This window comes from Endozoicomonas sp. ALB032 (assembly GCF_049310125.1).
In the GTDB taxonomy this organism is placed as follows: domain Bacteria; phylum Pseudomonadota; class Gammaproteobacteria; order Pseudomonadales; family Endozoicomonadaceae; genus Endozoicomonas_A.
The window spans coordinates 40,540-57,397 of record NZ_JBLYNW010000001.1; the positions used below are offsets into that span (position 1 = coordinate 40,540).

The window sequence follows — 16,858 nt, forward strand, 5'->3', positions numbered from 1 at the left end:
CAACATAATAGAGATAATTCACTACCAAACACCTCCTCCCTCTACTAGGATGTGTTCCATAGTGCTAAAGCTGAACACTTCAGCTTGTTAGGGGTAGAACCGGAATTCAGAAGGAAGAAAAAACCATGCTTTTTGTCGTGTCACCTGCCAAAACCCTGGACTATGACACCGCTGTGGTGACGAAAAAGTTCAGTCAGCCAGAATTTCTGGACCAATCCCAGAACCTGATTGATCAACTGCGTGAGCTGAGTCCGGCGGATATCAGCAGCCTGATGAGCATCAGCGATAAACTGTCACAGCTGAATGCTGCCCGTTACCAGGCCTGGCAACAGCCTTTTACCCAGGAAAATGCCAAACAGGCAGTCCTGGCCTTTAAAGGTGATGTTTACACGGGGCTTGATGCTGAGACCATGAATGCCAAACAGTTTGATTATGCCCAGAAACACCTGCGCATTCTCTCAGGACTCTACGGTCTGTTGAAACCTCTCGACCTGATGCAGGCATACCGTCTGGAGATGGGCACCAAATTTGCCAATAATGCCGGAAAAGACCTTTATGCATTCTGGGGCGAACAGATCACCGACAAACTGAACGAAGAAATGGCCGCTCAAAAAGATGATATTCTGGTTAACCTGGCCTCCAATGAATACTTCAAGGCCGTTAAGCCCAAACTTTTGAAAGGTCAGATCATCACCCCGGTCTTCAAGGATTGGAAAGGTGACAAATACAAAATCATCAGCTTCTACGCTAAAAAAGCCAGGGGCCTGATGTGTCGTTACGCCATTGATAACAACCTGAAAAAAGTCGATGACCTGAAAGGTTTTGATTACGAGGGCTACAGCTACAACGAAGCCATGTCGAATGACAAGGAATGGGTGTTTATTCGCAAAGAAGCCTGAGTTATTTTCTTCCAGCTCCGACATTGCCTGCGAGCTGGAAGACATCTCCCTTCTATTGCAGACACATTGGAGCTTTACTTGTTAACGCCCACTTCCAACTCCCGCCTTTTGGTATACAAAAAGCGAATGATGTCGTAGCTAAAGGGCGAACTGAAGTCATCATAGCTCATGGGAACGGTATAGCGATAGTTAATTCCATAGATGGCAAACAGGTCAGGCTCGGAAAACACCTGTGAAGGCACCCCGAGAAAATCAATATAATCTTCTGCGGCCAGATCAACGACCAGACCACTCACATCCCTCAAACTGAATGGACCAACAACCGGAACCACCAGATAAGGTCCAGCTCCCACCCCATATTTTGCCAGTGTATTGCCAAATTCATTGCGTTGATGGGGCAACCCCATACTCTCGGCAGGATCAAAAAAGCCAAAAATACCCAGAGTAGTGTTGATGAATAATCGACCGACTGATTTAACAGCCCGCTCACCCTCAAACTGAAGCAGGTTGTTCATAAGGGTGGAAACTTCTTTCAGATTCTGAAAAAAATGGGCTATTCCGATCCGAACAAAAAATGGAGTCACCGTTTCATAAAGCTGCATTACGGGCTCAAGAAAATAGCGATCCAACTGCCGGTTGAAAGCAAACACCTCGCGATTAAAGGGCTCCAGTGGGTCATAAACATCCATAAACGACATTGAATTCATATTGTGATGCCAGTCTTCCAATAACTCATCATCAGGGTCTCGGTACTTCAAAGTATCCATAGGATCTGAATAAGGGATACTATGATCAGCCGGGAGATTGCAGACTGTTAGAGAAAACAACAAGAGCAGGCATCCGGCTCTAAGCATCGGGAAAGCCCTTACCTTTGATAAAGCTGAGCATATCCTCCACGTTTTGTGGATACTTCAGATTGCCCATATGCCCACCCCGAGGGTAAATTTTTATTCGCCCATCGAAGGTATCATAAAGAAAGTCGAGCCCTTTCTTGTCAATAATAAAGTCATCCACATTGTGCATCACACCTATATGCCGGGCTTTCTTCAACCACAACTTAAGGCGAGGCAAACCGTTCTGCTCAAATATAAGAGCACGCTGCGCAGCGAGGGATTTTTTCTGATCAAAGTAGATTCCCTTCTGCTTCTCTTCATAAGGAATCAGTACCTTATCTATATAGCATTCAAAGCTGCAAAACATAGCCCGCTTAAAATAAGGAGTTCGGCTATCACTCAGGGTGAATTTAAAAAACCTGGGAATCAGGCTGATGTTCCAGGTCATGACAGCAGAAGTGAAATAGAGGGACGCTACTACCAACCTGAAATTGACGCCTATCAGCAGTGCCAGCTCTTCCCTGCTCAGGGCATAAGCGCTTTTTGCCACCTGAACCAACATGGATTCATCGATATCAATACTTTTATGCGTCCGAAAATAAGCAGCCAGCTTGTCAAAGAAATGATTAAAAAGCGTTTTTGCATTATCAACGCCCCGCACGTCGACCAGCAGTAAGCGATCAAGACTATTGACGGTGCGCCGCAGGTCAACAGGAGGATTCACTAACAGCACACGATTAAAGCCAAAGGCATTATGTTCGCTGTCTATTCTGGCGATATAAGCAGCGTTGAGTGCACCAAGGCTGTAACCTGTCAGATACCAGCCTTTAATCTGAATTTTTTTAAAGGAGCGAACCCGCCTGACAGACGCTTTCATCAGACGATAAAGATCTTCTGAATCCTGCTGCGTCAGACCGGGTCGATGGGATCGGGAGCCGGAAACAACAAAGTCGTAACTGGTGGGGGATGAGATCTGAATGACATGAAAGCCTGCCTGATAGTAAACCTTTTTCAGGAACTCGACCTTGCTGGTATCGAAACGACCACCGGTGCCGGCAATAATAAAAATCAGTGGAGCAGGTTTCTCCTGCCAGGCCAACTTGAAACGGGGTTTGATCACATCCCAGAATATACCCGGTGCACCCTTAACGGTTTCGTCAGCCAATCCTAAAATCGCCTCGCGGACAATACCTTGCCGAAGCTTCACCTGTTGCCCGGGCGGGGTGCCAACGACGGTCGCAAGGAATGGGTCCTTAATAGGGAAGCCATAAGCCCACAGAGTGCCCTGATAGAGAAGAAGCACTAATAACGGAAGCTTTTTCAGGATGGAGATTAAACGACCACGGCCTTTCGAAAAACATTTTGCCCACGCCACAGTGTCCGTGAGTACTACCGGACAAAATGCCTTTCTTTTACTCATATCAGTACTACTACTGAGTATTTTCCGGTGATGAAATCAACAGGTAAACTGTCCAGTCATGGGTAAACAGGCCGCCGGTGCTGACTTTTTCCAGAGAGCCCCTGACCTGCCCATTGAAGGAATACTGAATTTTTTCGCCCTTGTTGTCAGGCAATGCCACCTGCTTTTGCGCCCAACTCTTCGGCAGACATTGACCAATGACGCGGTTGGCTTCGTCAAAAGCCTGAGCCGCAGTCTGTTCATCAGGCAGAACACGACTGCATACATAGCTGTAACGATTCGACCACTGCCAGACCTCGCAGCCACCGTTCAGTGGTTGATAGTCTGTCTGCCATATGGTGATCTTGTTGTAAAAAGAAGGTTGTTTACGTATGTCCGAAAAACCATTCTGGCTTTTGGTAAAAAGCTGACCGAGATCCTGACAGAACTTGTCCTGATCAACATTGCGCTTTTCGGTAATCACTTCATCTTTGTTGCTGGCGGGCTGGTCTGCATACCCCGAAACCAGAGCACCTGCTGTCGCCGCTGACGCGGCCATGACGAGACTAATTTTAATCGTTTTTTTGTGAAAGACTGATTTCATCGACTTATTCCCTGGTTCTGAAAAACCTCAACCAAGACCTTGCCTGTGAAAGCAGGCAAGGTCTCAGACTCAACAAGTCTAGAAAATATAATTCAATTGTGCAGCCACAATATTGGAGCTGTTTTTATAATCTCCTGTTATTGTGCCGTACAAAGGATCAGGAGTAGTCCTTTGATCTGCAGTGTACTTGGATTCATTGATTTTGCCTTCTTTCAGGCTCACATACGCATAGGAAATGTCTATGGAGATATTGGTATCAGGTCTCCAGTTTGCTCCCACGGTAAACCAGTTGCGATCAGAATCCGGCGTACGCACAGTGCGATTGTCATCATCGACGGGAGACTCATCAAACATATAGCCCGCCCTCAGCTTCCACTCAGGCAGGACTTGCCATGTAGCTCCAAAACTCCATGCCCAGACATCCTTCCAGTTGATTGGGACATAGCTGGACAAGTCATTATTATCCGCTCTGACATAAAATTCCTCGAACCGGCTCCAACGAGTCCAGGTGGCCTCAGCCATTAGAGTCCATTCATCGTTTAGCTCATGAGTGAGGCTCAAAGCCGCTTTTTCTGGCATAGTGATATCGAGCTTCGCATCTGATTTCTCCTCATTTGGACTCAAGCCCTCGACTTTTACATCTCCTTCGAGTTCAAAATCAAGTTCCGAAAAGTAAGCAAGGCCGACATAGGTTTTATCATAAACATTCCAAAGTGCTCCCAGAGTCCAACCCAATGTTTTAGCATCGCCCTCAATCTTTGCTTTTGCAGCAGGCGCAAGGGGATTGACATTTTGAGTTAATTCCCCCTCCACATAGGAACCAATTAACCCAAAACCAACAGAAAAATCTTCCTGGAATTTGTAGGAAACCGTTCCCTGGAGGTTGACGGTTTTAACACTGGTTTTATTACCAAAGTAACGACCCGCCCAATCCTCGTCATAATCCAGCTCAATACCATTAGGAGCATATCCACTTATACCAAAGCTGATTTGTTCATTCAGTGGCATAACAAAATGCCCAAAAGGTACCCCGCTTGTTGACACAAAATCTTCTGTTTTACCTTGAGCAGCCACCATTCCATTAGGAAGAGTATGCTGCCCCTCAAACTCACCTCCCTCAAGAATAATAGCGGAGCCCACTGAAACCTGAGTACCCTCAACATAAGCTATACCCGCCGGGTTATTGGCTGCAATGGAAGCATCCTGAGGGTTGGACGCTCTGCCCGCATAGGCTGTACCCATGTAGCTGGCTGAGTTTTCATTAATACCGTAACCTGCAGAGAAAGCATTACTGGAATGAAAGGAAACTGCCATGGCGGCAAGAAGAGGTGACAGAACAGCCAACCTCTGTCGTAAACACAAAGTCATCTTCAAACCTCATTGTGTGTGTTGTTCTGAAAGGTATAGACGCAGAAACGCTTCCATGCTTTTTTTTTAGAGGCATTAACGACGATTAGTAATCAAGAGATATTAAAAACACGAGAGCTCTGAGCAAATAGCTATATCTCAAAGCTCCTTTCAAGTCAGCGGGCGGTGGGAGGCAGGTCAAAACGGGGGAGAGATAATTTCTTGTAAAGAGCCAAAAGTCTGAGTAACAGAACCAGACCTGCAGACAGCAGTGTTGCCATATTGACTCCAATATAAGATTCCAATACAACAAAAAGAGCACCACCCGCCATAGCGGCAAAGGCGTAGACCTCTTTTTTTAGCACCAGCGGCACTTCACCAGAAAGCAGATCACGGATAGCCCCTCCACCACAACCGGTAAGCACCCCCATCATGACAGAGACAATAGCCGAAGCACCGAAATCCAGAGCTTTGGTGACACCAATCACAGTAAATACAGCCAGACCCAGCGCATCAGAAAGCAACATCATATGATGGGTTTTCTGATGCCAGCGCCTTACCAGAATCGCCAGCAACGTTGAGGCAAGAGTGACCAGAACATAATCATGATTCTGTACCCAGAAAACCGGGGTTGCTCCCAGAAGAACATCGCGAATCGTGCCACCCCCCACGGCAGTGGCAAACGCCAGAACCATTGCCCCAAAGATATCCATATCCTTGCGACAGGCGAGCCAGGCACCGCTGATGGCAAACACTGCAGTACCAAATAAATCCAGAATATAGAGCAGCATGAAAGAGAGAATGAATCCGATGAATGAATACCCAAAGTATACGTTCCAAATCGCATAGGCCACATCAGGGCGCTTACTTAATTCAACAGGAACTTTCGTCAAACTCCGAAGCCTTATGCAGGTTCAGATGACACCATGAGTGCCTGTCTTTCAGTTTATATAAAAAACATCTTAAGTATTCAACATGGCCCGATTACTGACGCCTACACAGCAATCAGAGACTCGATTGTATATTTTTTTAAAATTTTTTTTCTTCTTTTCTCGATACTGTTCCGGATCTCATCCTTCCAGAAAAACCATTAAATATCATTGAGTTAGTTATAAAAAGCGGCATCAAAATACCTTAAATTCATTAAAATAAAAATCGAATACTATTCGAATTACAATTAACACCCACCCCTGTCTTGACTCGACACCTCTAAACAGAGATATTTCGTACTGTCGTTTCAAACATCCATTGCAGAGCACGTTAAAAACGACAACAAAAACTAATAATAAGCATAAATAGACCAGCGGTCTTTCGACCAGCGAACCGGAAAAGACTCACAAAAGAGCAAACAACGTTCGTAATCAGGCAGCCTCACATCACTTGTTAATAAAAAAAGAAGCCATTTCTTAGTGGCATTCTTTGCAACAAGCAGCCGCCTCAGGTCATGCCACCGCCAGGAGTTATAATGAAAAGCCACACTCGTTTCTCGCATTTTTCTCTCTCTCCATTAGCTGTAGCCTCCTCCCTGGCTGTTGCACTTTCAGCAGGTCAGGCGGTAGCCGGTGGATTTGAAAAAGCGACTCTCTGGGATGCTGAATACACTGCACTGGCAGGTGCAGCGGTTTCTTCTGTCAGTGATTCCAGTGCCATCTTCTACAACCCGGCCGGTCTGGCTTTTGCGGAGTCTAATGATATTGCTCTGCACTTATCTCCAACCATTACCCAGACAAGCAGTCCTGCGGATGGTACAAACTTTACTGATGGTGAAAAAAACTTTTCCCCTGTTGGCGGCTTTACAGGTTTGTTCAAACTGGATAACAAGTTCACCATGGGTTACGGTATTTATGCCTCTGGAGGTGCGGCTGCCAGTTATGAGGATGTTAAGGTTGGCAGCGCTCTACCCGTCACAGCCGACTACTCTACTGACATCAAAATTATTGAAGCGGGTCTGGGGTTATCATACCGCATTAACAATAACTGGTCCGTTGGGGGTACATATCGCCTGACCTATGCTACTGCCGATATCAACTTGGCGTCTGCCCCTGATGCGTTTGGTGGTGCTGTTGGTGCTGCGGTGGGCTATAACGACCTGAGCGGCTTCAATACCTTCGGTGTTCGTCTGGGTGCCATGTACCGCTCTGATGACGACCGCTGGGGCTGGGGTATCAACTACCGTTCTGAAGTCGATATTGAAGCGGATGGTGATTACAACTACCGTGACGGAGCTGGCGGCAGCGATACAGGTGATGCCACTGCAGAAACAGCATTGCCAATGTTGATATCTACCGGTGTCGACTACAAGGTAGCCCCACACTGGACCCTGTTCGGTGAGATCACTTATTCTAAGTACAGCGACATTGAAAAGATTGACTTTAGCTCTGACGATACCACTGTCGCCGTACCTGCAATCAACACCAACTGGGAAGACCAATACAACTACCGCGTTGCTGCCGAGTACACCGGAATCGAAAACTGGGCTCTCAGAGCCGGTTACATTTATACAACAGCTGTTGTACCCGAAGAATATGCTGCGCCCACCTTCTCAAGCCCAGCCGATGCGCACAGCTTCACTCTGGGTGCAGGTACCAGCATTCTTGATGGACAAGTGGATCTGGACTTTGCTGCTGTATACGACACAGTTAAGAATGATGATGTAAAAGGGGGTGGTGACCTGACCAGCACTACTAAATCTTATGCTGGTAAGTATGAATCCAGCTCCTACTCCCTCCATGCTTCTGCAACTTACCGCTTCTAAGTCGGTTTGTTAGACGCATAATAGACAAGGCCGCTGATCTAAAGTCTGCGGCCTTGTTTTTTTCTGAGATCATTATTTAACCCCCTTCCGTCCAATAGATGTTTAACCTCTCATAAATACAGTTAATGTATTAACCACCCGGTCCGACCTCATTATCGAATGAGCGTAAAACCCCGTACTTTGAGAGGATGTCGCAAAACTCCAATAGCTCGTTCCCATGCTCTGAGGTCGTCATTCCCGCGAAGGCGGGAATCCAGCGCCAACGGTGGATCTCTGCCTTCTCGGGGATGACAAGGCCAGGGGGCACCGGGCAGTATGGTTCTGGTGGTGAGTCAGTGTGGATTCCCGCCTTCGCGGGAATGACGATAGTGAAGTCGGGAATGACGAGAGTGAAGTCGGGAATGACGAGAGTGAAGTCGGGAATGACGAGAGTGAAGTCGGGAATGACGAGAGTGAAGTCGGGAATGACGAGAGTGAAGTCGTTCGCACGTTGGAGAGAGTTTTGCGACACCCTCTGGAGCATGGGAACCAGAGTTTTGCGACGCGCTCTTGAGGACGGGGATGAAAGCTGGGCCTGCAGAACAAGCCTCTTGTACTACTTTGCCATCCGTCGGGCGTTTCTAGCTATTACGCTACCTGACAGGAAAAGTAAAATACCTTCCGCTTTCTGCCCGTGTTTCTTAACGGGGTCGCCCAGACGGGGTCGCCCAGACGGGGTCGCCCCGAGTCTTCCTGAGAAGAATTCCAGTGACGCATCTTAATCAAGGTGCATTGAATTAATTGCAACAACAACTCGAATAATATTCGAATTATTATTAACAAAAAAATTCACCTTGAATCAAAAATTTAGAAATAGAGTTACTGCTCACCATAGTTTCAAAGCTTGTTTTGAAGCACCTTTAAAAGATTTTTTAATAGCTAATTATTTACAAAAAAATAACATTAATTTCGATTAAGAATAAATAAAATAGCCCTCGTTCGACCAGCGAACCAGCAAAAATCCACAAGAGCTCACAAGGTTCGCAATCAGGCAGATTGATGTCACTTGTTAATAAAAAGAAATCCTTTTTTAAAACAGGGAGCTGCCTGAGGTCTTGCCACCATTAAGGAGTAATAATGAAAAGCCCTACACGTTCCTCGCCTTTTTTCCTCGTTTCAACTCTCGCTGTTGCTGTTTCTTCAGGTCACGCGGTAGCCGGTGGTTTTGAGAAAGCGACTCTCTGGGATGCCGAATACAGTGCACTGGCAGGTGCAGCCGTTTCTTCTGTCGATGATTCCAGTGCCATCTTCTTCAACCCGGCCGGTATGGCTTTTGCGGAGTCCAATGATATTGCTCTGCATGTGTCTCCTACCTTTACTCAGGTAAATGGTCCTGCGGATGGAAATACTTTTATTGAAGGTGAAACCAACTTTTCCCCTGCGGGCGGCCTGACAGGTCTGTACAAACTGAACGACAAGTTCACTATGGGTTATGGTGTTTATGCTTCTGGTGGTGCTGCTGCCAAGTATGAAGATGTAACGGTTGGCAACGATCACTCCATCACAGATGAATACTCTACTGACATAAAGATTATTGAAGCGGGTCTGGGGTTATCTTATCGCATCAATAACAACTGGTCCGTTGGGGGCACTTATCGCCTGACTTATGCCACGGCCGATATCAACATGGTGTCAGCAGCTCAAAAACCACCTTTTGGAGAGGTTGGAGCTGCCGTGGGTTACAACGACATGAGCGGCTTCAATACCTTCGGTGTCCGTCTGGGTGCAATGTACCGCTCAGACGACAACCGTTGGGGCTGGGGTATCAACTACCGTTCTGAAGTAGATATTGAAGCGGATGGTGATTACAACGAGCGAACCGGCCTCACTCCAAGTAGGTCAGCAGACGCGACTGCAAAAACAGCACTGCCTATGCAGATCTCTAGTGGTATCGATTACCAGGTAGCTCCAAACTGGACCCTGTTTGGTGAAGTCACATACACCGAGTACAGCAACAACGAGCAGATCGAGTTTACCTCCGACGACAGCCTGCTTGTACCAGCAATCAACACCAACTGGGAAGACCAATACAACTACCGCATTGCAGCCGAGTATACCGGCATTGAAAACTGGGCCCTGAGAGCCGGTTATATTTATACAACAGCTGTTGTACCCGAAGAATATGCTGCGCCTACCTTCTCTACTCCAGCCAATGCCCACAGCTTCACTCTGGGTGCCGGAACCAGCATTCTTGATGGACAGGTGGATCTGGACTTCGCGGCTGTCTACGACACCGTTGAGAATGACGATGTAAAAGGTGGTGGTCAACTAACTGAGGACACTACATCTTACAGTGGCAAGTATGAATCCAGCTCATACTCCCTCCATGCATCTGCAACTTACCGTTTCTAAGCCGGTTTTTCAGTAGAAACATAACAAGGCCGCTAATCTTTCGATCAGCGGCCTTGTTGTTTGGAATTCACACTGAATTCAAACAGGCAGTCAGTGATTAAGAATCTGCCCCAAAAACTCCCTGCTACGCTCGGACTTCGGATTATTAAAGAAGACTTCCGGTGTCGCCTCTTCCACGATTTGCCCCTGATCCATAAAGATCATGCGATCCGCTACCGTTTTGGCAAAGCCCATTTCATGGGTCACGCAGAGCATGGTCATGCCTTCATTGGCCAGCTCGATCATGACGTCCAGTACTTCCTTGATCATTTCCGGGTCCAGTGCCGAAGTCGGCTCGTCAAACAACATGATTTCCGGGTTCATGCACAGACTTCGGGCAATTGCCACACGCTGCTGCTGACCTCCCGAGAGTTGTCCGGGATATTTATCCGCCTGATCGGGAATACGGACGCGCTCCAGGTATTCCATCGCTGTTTTTTCCGCTTCTTTTTTAGCGGTTTTTCTGACCCAGAGCGGCGCCAGCGTGCAGTTTTCAAGCACCGTCAGATGAGGGAACAGATTAAACTGCTGAAACACCATACCGACTTCACGACGGACCTTCTCTATATTTTTCAGGTCCCGGGTCAGCTCTGTGCCATCAACAATAATCTGGCCTTCCTGATGCTCTTCCAGCGCATTGATGCAGCGAATCAACGTCGACTTACCCGAGCCGGAAGGCCCGCAGATCACGATCTTTTCGCCACGCACCACATCCAGATTAATATCTCTGAGGACATGAAAGCTGTCGTACCATTTGTTAACCCCATTCAACCTGATGACAGGACTTGCAGGGTCTTTAACTTCCCGGACCATCTTATCCATGAAGACCTCTCATTTTCATTATTCTTGAATTCAATTCTTTTCCAGGCGTTGGCTGTATTTGGACATACCAAAACAGAACAACCAGAACACAAATCCGGCAAACAGATAACCTTCTACGGCACTGCCCAGCCACTCGGGGTCATTCAGGGCCGCCTGAACAATCGAAAGCAGATCAAACAGACCAATCACCAATACCAGACTGGTGTCTTTGAACAGGGCAATAAAGGTATTCACAATGCCAGGAATGACCAGACGAATAGCCTGGGGCAGCACCACCAGCAACATACTCTGCCAGTAGCCCATTCCGAGACTCTGACAGGCTTCTACCTGGCCTCTTGGAATCGCCTGCAATCCACCCCGCACCACTTCTGCCATATAAGCTGACTGGAACATGACGATGCCAATCAGGGCCCGAACCAGTTTGTCGAAAACAATTTCTTCCGGAACAAACAGAGGCAGCATAACCGACGCCATAAACAGGACAGTAATCAGCGGAACGCCACGCCAAAGTTCAATATAGGCGGTACAGAAAGTTCTGATAACCGGCATGGAAGATCGTCTGCCAAGGGCCAGCAAAACGCCTACCGGTAGTGATGCCAACATGCCATAAAGCGCCAGCACCAGTGTCACCATCAAACCACCCCACTTGTGGGTTTCAACCTCGGGCAGACCGAAGTAGCCTCCGGACAGCACCAGCCAGGAGGTCACAGGCAACACCAGCAGTCCCACGCCCAATGCCAGCTTCTTGCCGGGTATGGCCGGAATCATCAGCCAACCCAGAATCAGTGCCAACTGCGCAAAAAACAGATTCACCCGCCAGATTTCACTCTCGGGATAGAAGCCGTAAATAAACTGATCCAGTCGTGCAGTAACAAAAGCCCAGCAGGCACCGTCGACATTACAGGCCGAGCGACTTTCGCCCGTCCAGGTGGCGTCCATGACCGCCCACTGCCAAAAGGGAGGAAGGATCAGATAGAGCCCGTAAATAATGGTCAGTGTCATCAGTGACTGTAAGGGTGTCGCAAACAGCTTCTCCCGCATCCAGCCTAATACACCCCTCGAGTTGACCGGGGGCTCTCTTGCAGGAATCATTTTTTCTTCCATCTTCGTGCTCTTCATAAAGAGAGTCCTTATCGCTCTACCAGCGATACCCAGCGGTTATACAAGTTCATTAACACGGAGACGGTCAGACTGATCGTGAGATAAACGGCCATGGTCATAGCAATCACCTCAACGGCCTGACCGGTCTGGTTCAGTGTGGTTCCCGCAAATACACTAACCAGATCCGGATAACCTATAGCCGTCGCCAGTGAAGAGTTCTTGATCAGGTTCAGATACTGATTGGTCAGGGGCGGAATAATCACCCGCATGGCCTGGGGAATCACCACCAGACTCAAAACTCTGCGGGGCTTGAGACCCAGTGCCGCAGCGGCTTCCTTCTGACCTTTGCTGACGGACTCAATACCAGAACGAACGACTTCAGCAATAAAAGCCGCAGTATAAATACTCAGAGCAAACCAGAGCGCAGCCAGTTCGGGGATTAAAACCAGACCACCAGAGAAATTAAAACCTTTTAATTCCGGTATCTCCCATTGCAACTGTGCATCTACCAGAAAGCTGGTCACCAGTGGAATCAGCACAACGAATGAAGCCATTGCCAGCTTGATAAAAAGAATCGTTCGCCCGTTGTTTTCGCCATGTTGACGGTTAGACAACCATGGGCGCATAAAGAATCTCAACGTCAGAACAACAGCCAGACAAGCGACGAACACCCAGACAACCGTCACCATGCCAGCATTGAATTCGGGCCAGGGAAGAGAGATACCACGGACATTAAGAAAGACGGCATCAAACAGGCTGATGCTTTGACGGGGGTTGGGCAGAATGCCCAGAACCGCAAAGTACCAGAAGAAAATCTGCAGCAGCAGGGGAATATTCCGGAAAACCTCAATATAAATACTGGCCATTTTTGACAGCAGCCAGTTAGAGGAGAGGCGGGCTACACCGATCAGGAATCCAAGAACGGTGGCAAAGATAACGCCCAGTAATGAGACCAGCAGAGTATTGAGCAAACCCACCAGAAAGGTTCTGCCAAAAGTGTGGCTTTCGTCGTACTCCACCAGAGTTTGGATAATGCCAAAACCTGCGGATTGGGATAAAAAATCAAAGCCGGTACTGATACCGCGATGCTCTAAATTCGACAGGGTATTGTTCACTACCCAGGCGACCATTGCCACGACGGCAAGGATCAACAGAACCTGAAAAAGAACAGCCCGCCAGACCGGGTCTCGCCAGAGTCTTACTAACATAGGGTGCCTTTTTTATTAGCCATGAAGAATCCTTTCATGGCTTTACTTTTATTTTGCTAAAGGTATTTTGCCAGAGGTATTTTGCTATAGGCATCTGATAGCAGAAGGCTGACAACCCTCTTTATTGGGGCTGTCGGCCTTTCAGAACTCTTAGCGGAAAGGAGGTGCGTAGAGAATACCGCCCTGGTTCCACTGGGCATTGAGGCCACGCTCAATCTTCAGAGGAGAGGATGCACCGATATTACGCTCAAAGACTTCACCGTAGTTACCCACTTGCTTCACTACCTGGTAAGCCCAGTCGTCCTTGAGACCCATGCCTTTGCCTTTTGGACCTTCAATGCCCAACAAACGGCGAACGGAAGGATCGGTTGAGGACTTGCTCTTATCGATATTGGCTGAAGTCAGACCCAGTTCTTCGGCATTGATCATAGCGAACAGAGACCACTTCACAATGTTAAACCATTGATCATCACCCTGACGAACCAGTGGCCCCAGAGGCTCTTTCGAAATCACTTCGGGAAGAACGACAGCCTGATCCGGCTTGGACAGACGCAGTCTCAGGGCATAAAGCTGGGATTGGTCAGAAGTCAGGACATCACAACGACCTGAATCAAAACCTTTGGCCGTACCGTCGGAGGTATCAAAGACAACAGGCTGGTATTTCATGCCATTGGTGCGGAAATAATCGGCCAGGTTCAGCTCGGTAGTCGTACCGGACTGAATGCAGATCGCAGCACCATCCAGTTGTTTGGCACTGGTCACACCCAGCTCTTTTTTCACCAGAAAACCCTGACCATCGTAATAACTGACACCGGCAAAGTTGAGACCCAGCGATGCGTCACGGGTGAGTGTCCAGGTGGTATTACGGGAAAGCATGTCAATTTCACCAGACTGCAGAGCGGTAAAACGCTCTTTGGCGGTCAGGGGAATGAATTTAACCTTGGAGGCGTCACCCAGTACCGCAGCTGCTACGCCACGACAGACATCGACATCAATGCCGGACCACTTGCCTTTCTCATCAGGTGTCGCAAAACCCGGCAGACCGGTGTTTACACCACAACTCAGGTAACCTTTGCTTAACACGGTTTCCAGGGTACCGCTATCGGTCTCAGCCTGAGCACCGGTAGCTGCCAGCATAAGAACAGGTGCAACCCATTTTTTGAGTTTTCTTATCATAATCGATCCCGTTTGTTATTTTTTTACTACTTTACAGTAGGCATCTGATACTCGCTGTAACTTACCTAGATTGAGCAGAGCTGACAAGTCCGCCAACAAATAAATCTCTCAGAGACTCAAACCGTTCCACATGGCCCCCTTTATGTTAAACTCTGGCCAATTTTTTACATGAACTACCCATGAAGGACAGACAGTATCCGCCCCCTGCCCTCTTCATGCCACTACTTTTCATGTCACTATTGAGCGATCCATGACCGAACATCTGAGCGAACATTACAAAGCCATTCTCGAATCCCTGGGAGAAGATATTCACCGTGATGGCCTGAGAGAAACCCCGAAACGTGCCGCCAAGGCCATGCAGTTCCTGACACGCGGTTATGAGCAAAGCCTTGAGGATATTGTCAATAACGCGGTGTTCGAGTCCGATATCAGCGAAATGGTGGTCGTCAGGGATATTGAACTCTACTCCATGTGCGAACACCACATGCTGCCCTTTATTGGCAAGTGCCACATTGGTTACATCCCTGATGGCAAAGTGCTGGGCTTGTCCAAGTTCGCCCGCATCGTGGATATGTTTGCCCGTCGTCTACAGATTCAGGAAAACATGACCAGGCAGATTGCCGACGCAATTGTTGAAGCTACGGGTGCAAAAGGGGTGGGTGTTGTCATTGAAGCCAAACACATGTGTATGATGATGCGTGGTGTCGAAAAGCAGAACTCTTCCATGACCTCCTCTGTCATGCTGGGCCTGATGCGTGAAAACCAGCCTTCCCGTCAGGAATTCCTGCAGTTTATCCGTAACAAATAATCCGCTGTCGTATAAGGGAGCCTTAACGGCTCCCCTTTTCAGGGCCGTGGCACAAGGTATATATTCCTGTAAGATTGCGTTATTTTCCGACAAATGGGACACCCCCGCTGCTCCCGTATAAATCGCTCAGCACAATTCTTGCACAAACCAGCGTGTCCACAAGGCTCTAGTGCCGTCATTTCATGCGGTGGTTCGAAACAAACTGGACATTTAGCGGTTTCACCTGGAGTGCCCCCAACAGCTCCAGCTTCCTCAGTTAGAGTTTGGCTTGCTAATTCCTGTCTCAGCTGGGCTATCAGTTCATTTTGTTGTTGAATGACTACAGCCGGGTTTTGCTGCGCAGAATCTGGATCCTCACCAGAAGCCTCAAACTCAACTTCAAACTCCCTGCTGTCGTCTGAACCTCGAAAATAATTCGATAGATAGTCCAGATTTTCTGACGATTCTGCCTGCACTGGCACAGAGGGTGTGGTGCAAATACCCATAATAGCCTCTGTAAACTCTTGCATACCCTCCATGGTAAACATGACCTGAGGTACAGGGCGTAAATGCCCAGTGGGGCAAAAACCAGCCAAGTTCCAGTAGATGGTAGCCATAATCTCGTAGGGTAAGTACGCTCGCAGCAATGCTTCCAGTGTCCCCGGCCATTCCCGCCCTGAGTTGATGCTGTGGAAAGCTGCTGATGCCATTGCAGTCAGACCAATTAGAAGTGCTATTTCCGTGTCGAATCCGGCTGCCATAAATTGACCGGCAATGCTGCTCGGTGAACTGTATTCATTAATATTTTCAGAAAGCCAACCAAGGAAAAATGCCCGATTGTAGGTTATTCCGGTATATCTCTTACGCAGCACGGTAAAATAGTTAGTAAAGTCATTGCCAGAAAGAAAATGAGGACCAAGAAAAGCCAGAAGCATCAGGACTAAATTGTTATTAAGTCCAACATGATTGGACTGACTTGCTCCCCAATCTGAAGAGAAATAATGAAAATAAGGATTTCTCCAGCCACCTCTCATTACAGACGAAAAAAAATGTTCAAAGAGGCTTTGTGCTATTGCTTTAATTAGCGCTTTCTTGTCAGGACTTTGTACATTGGTCTGATTTATATTTATAGCGAACATGTAATGTATCAGTCTCAGCATTCTTTGAATGCGAGTTTTTTGATCATATCCATCGTGAGTCCTGTTCACATAATGAAAATAAAATCTGATCAGACGTCCAAAATCTTGCTCATCAACCTCGTAATTTCCGCTGATTTCAAATCGCTCATCTCCAGACAGGTCGTCAGAGGTTAAATTAAGTCCGACAAAACCAATGCGGATGTTTTCAAATGGGCTTTGATCAGCGTGCCTTTGTTGTTCGTTTAAAGGTGGATTTGTGTTTGCCTTACGATACCTGCGAAATTCTTCAAGGCCGTAGGTGTCGTTTGCCAGCACCTGCTGATAAAAAAACAAAAATACTGAAAACAAAAGTGTCTTT

At 47.7% G+C, this 16,858-nt stretch carries 15 protein-coding genes; 4 read left to right on the forward strand and 11 right to left on the reverse strand.

Annotated elements, in window-relative coordinates; genetic code table 11:
- The first annotated feature begins 125 nt into the window (after window positions 1-125).
- Window positions 126-899 (forward strand): peroxide stress protein YaaA, encoded by a 774-nt coding sequence (gene yaaA, locus ACO6VG_RS00105; protein WP_422135023.1) that lies wholly within the window; start codon window positions 126-128, stop codon window positions 897-899.
- 74 nt (window positions 900-973) lie between these two features.
- On the opposite strand, the gene ACO6VG_RS00110 is transcribed toward yaaA, so the two are convergent.
- The 5 genes from ACO6VG_RS00110 to ACO6VG_RS00130 form a co-directional block, all read right to left on the reverse strand.
- Window positions 974-1,666: an MlaA family lipoprotein gene (locus tag ACO6VG_RS00110; RefSeq protein WP_422472162.1), complete on the reverse strand. Its 693-nt coding sequence runs from the start codon at window positions 1,664-1,666 to the stop codon at window positions 974-976.
- Between the two features lie 79 nt (window positions 1,667-1,745).
- A complete protein-coding gene (locus tag ACO6VG_RS00115) occupies window positions 1,746-3,152 on the reverse strand; it encodes a hypothetical protein (RefSeq protein WP_422472164.1) in 1,407 nt (468 codons plus the stop codon).
- Between the two features lie 10 nt (window positions 3,153-3,162).
- Complete coding sequence (locus ACO6VG_RS00120; protein ID WP_422409477.1) at window positions 3,163-3,735, reverse strand: hypothetical protein; 573 nt, start codon at window positions 3,733-3,735, stop codon at window positions 3,163-3,165.
- Between the two features lie 78 nt (window positions 3,736-3,813).
- Complete coding sequence (locus ACO6VG_RS00125; protein ID WP_422472166.1) at window positions 3,814-5,103, reverse strand: OmpP1/FadL family transporter; 1,290 nt, start codon at window positions 5,101-5,103, stop codon at window positions 3,814-3,816.
- Between the two features lie 155 nt (window positions 5,104-5,258).
- A complete protein-coding gene (locus ACO6VG_RS00130; protein WP_422409481.1) occupies window positions 5,259-5,873 on the reverse strand; it encodes a trimeric intracellular cation channel family protein in 615 nt (204 codons plus the stop codon).
- 674 nt (window positions 5,874-6,547) lie between these two features.
- Here ACO6VG_RS00130 and ACO6VG_RS00135 point away from each other — a divergent pair.
- Window positions 6,548-7,837: an OmpP1/FadL family transporter gene (locus ACO6VG_RS00135; protein ID WP_422472168.1), complete on the forward strand. Its 1,290-nt coding sequence runs from the start codon at window positions 6,548-6,550 to the stop codon at window positions 7,835-7,837.
- A gap of 130 nt (window positions 7,838-7,967) precedes the next feature.
- Here the strand turns inward: ACO6VG_RS00135 and ACO6VG_RS00140 are convergent, their stop codons facing one another.
- Window positions 7,968-8,348 (reverse strand): hypothetical protein, encoded by a 381-nt coding sequence (locus tag ACO6VG_RS00140; protein WP_422472170.1) that lies wholly within the window; start codon window positions 8,346-8,348, stop codon window positions 7,968-7,970.
- A gap of 605 nt (window positions 8,349-8,953) precedes the next feature.
- On the opposite strand from ACO6VG_RS00140, the gene ACO6VG_RS00145 reads away from it, so the two are divergent.
- Window positions 8,954-10,228: an OmpP1/FadL family transporter gene (locus ACO6VG_RS00145; protein WP_422135032.1), complete on the forward strand. Its 1,275-nt coding sequence runs from the start codon at window positions 8,954-8,956 to the stop codon at window positions 10,226-10,228.
- Between the two features lie 90 nt (window positions 10,229-10,318).
- Here ACO6VG_RS00145 and ACO6VG_RS00150 read toward each other — a convergent pair whose 3' ends face one another.
- From ACO6VG_RS00150 to ACO6VG_RS00165, 4 genes are all read right to left on the reverse strand, one after another.
- On the reverse strand, window positions 10,319-11,080 hold the full coding sequence (locus tag ACO6VG_RS00150) for an amino acid ABC transporter ATP-binding protein (RefSeq protein WP_410493919.1): 762 nt from the start codon (window positions 11,078-11,080) through the stop codon (window positions 10,319-10,321).
- A gap of 39 nt (window positions 11,081-11,119) precedes the next feature.
- Complete coding sequence (locus ACO6VG_RS00155; RefSeq protein ID WP_422472172.1) at window positions 11,120-12,208, reverse strand: amino acid ABC transporter permease; 1,089 nt, start codon at window positions 12,206-12,208, stop codon at window positions 11,120-11,122.
- 11 nt (window positions 12,209-12,219) lie between these two features.
- Window positions 12,220-13,398, reverse strand: coding sequence for an amino acid ABC transporter permease (locus tag ACO6VG_RS00160; protein ID WP_422472174.1), 1,179 nt, complete (start codon window positions 13,396-13,398; stop codon window positions 12,220-12,222).
- A 150-nt stretch (window positions 13,399-13,548) separates the two neighbouring features.
- Window positions 13,549-14,574: an amino acid ABC transporter substrate-binding protein gene (locus ACO6VG_RS00165; RefSeq protein ID WP_422135035.1), complete on the reverse strand. Its 1,026-nt coding sequence runs from the start codon at window positions 14,572-14,574 to the stop codon at window positions 13,549-13,551.
- A gap of 250 nt (window positions 14,575-14,824) precedes the next feature.
- Here ACO6VG_RS00165 and folE point away from each other — a divergent pair, with 250 nt between their 5' ends.
- A complete protein-coding gene (gene folE, locus ACO6VG_RS00170; RefSeq protein ID WP_317145386.1) occupies window positions 14,825-15,382 on the forward strand; it encodes a GTP cyclohydrolase I FolE in 558 nt (185 codons plus the stop codon).
- A 38-nt stretch (window positions 15,383-15,420) separates the two neighbouring features.
- On the opposite strand, the gene ACO6VG_RS00175 is transcribed toward folE, so the two are convergent.
- Entirely contained in the window at window positions 15,421-16,848 is a 1,428-nt protein-coding gene (locus ACO6VG_RS00175) for an RING finger protein (protein WP_422472176.1), read from the reverse strand.
- Window positions 16,849-16,858: the final 10 nt, after the last annotated feature.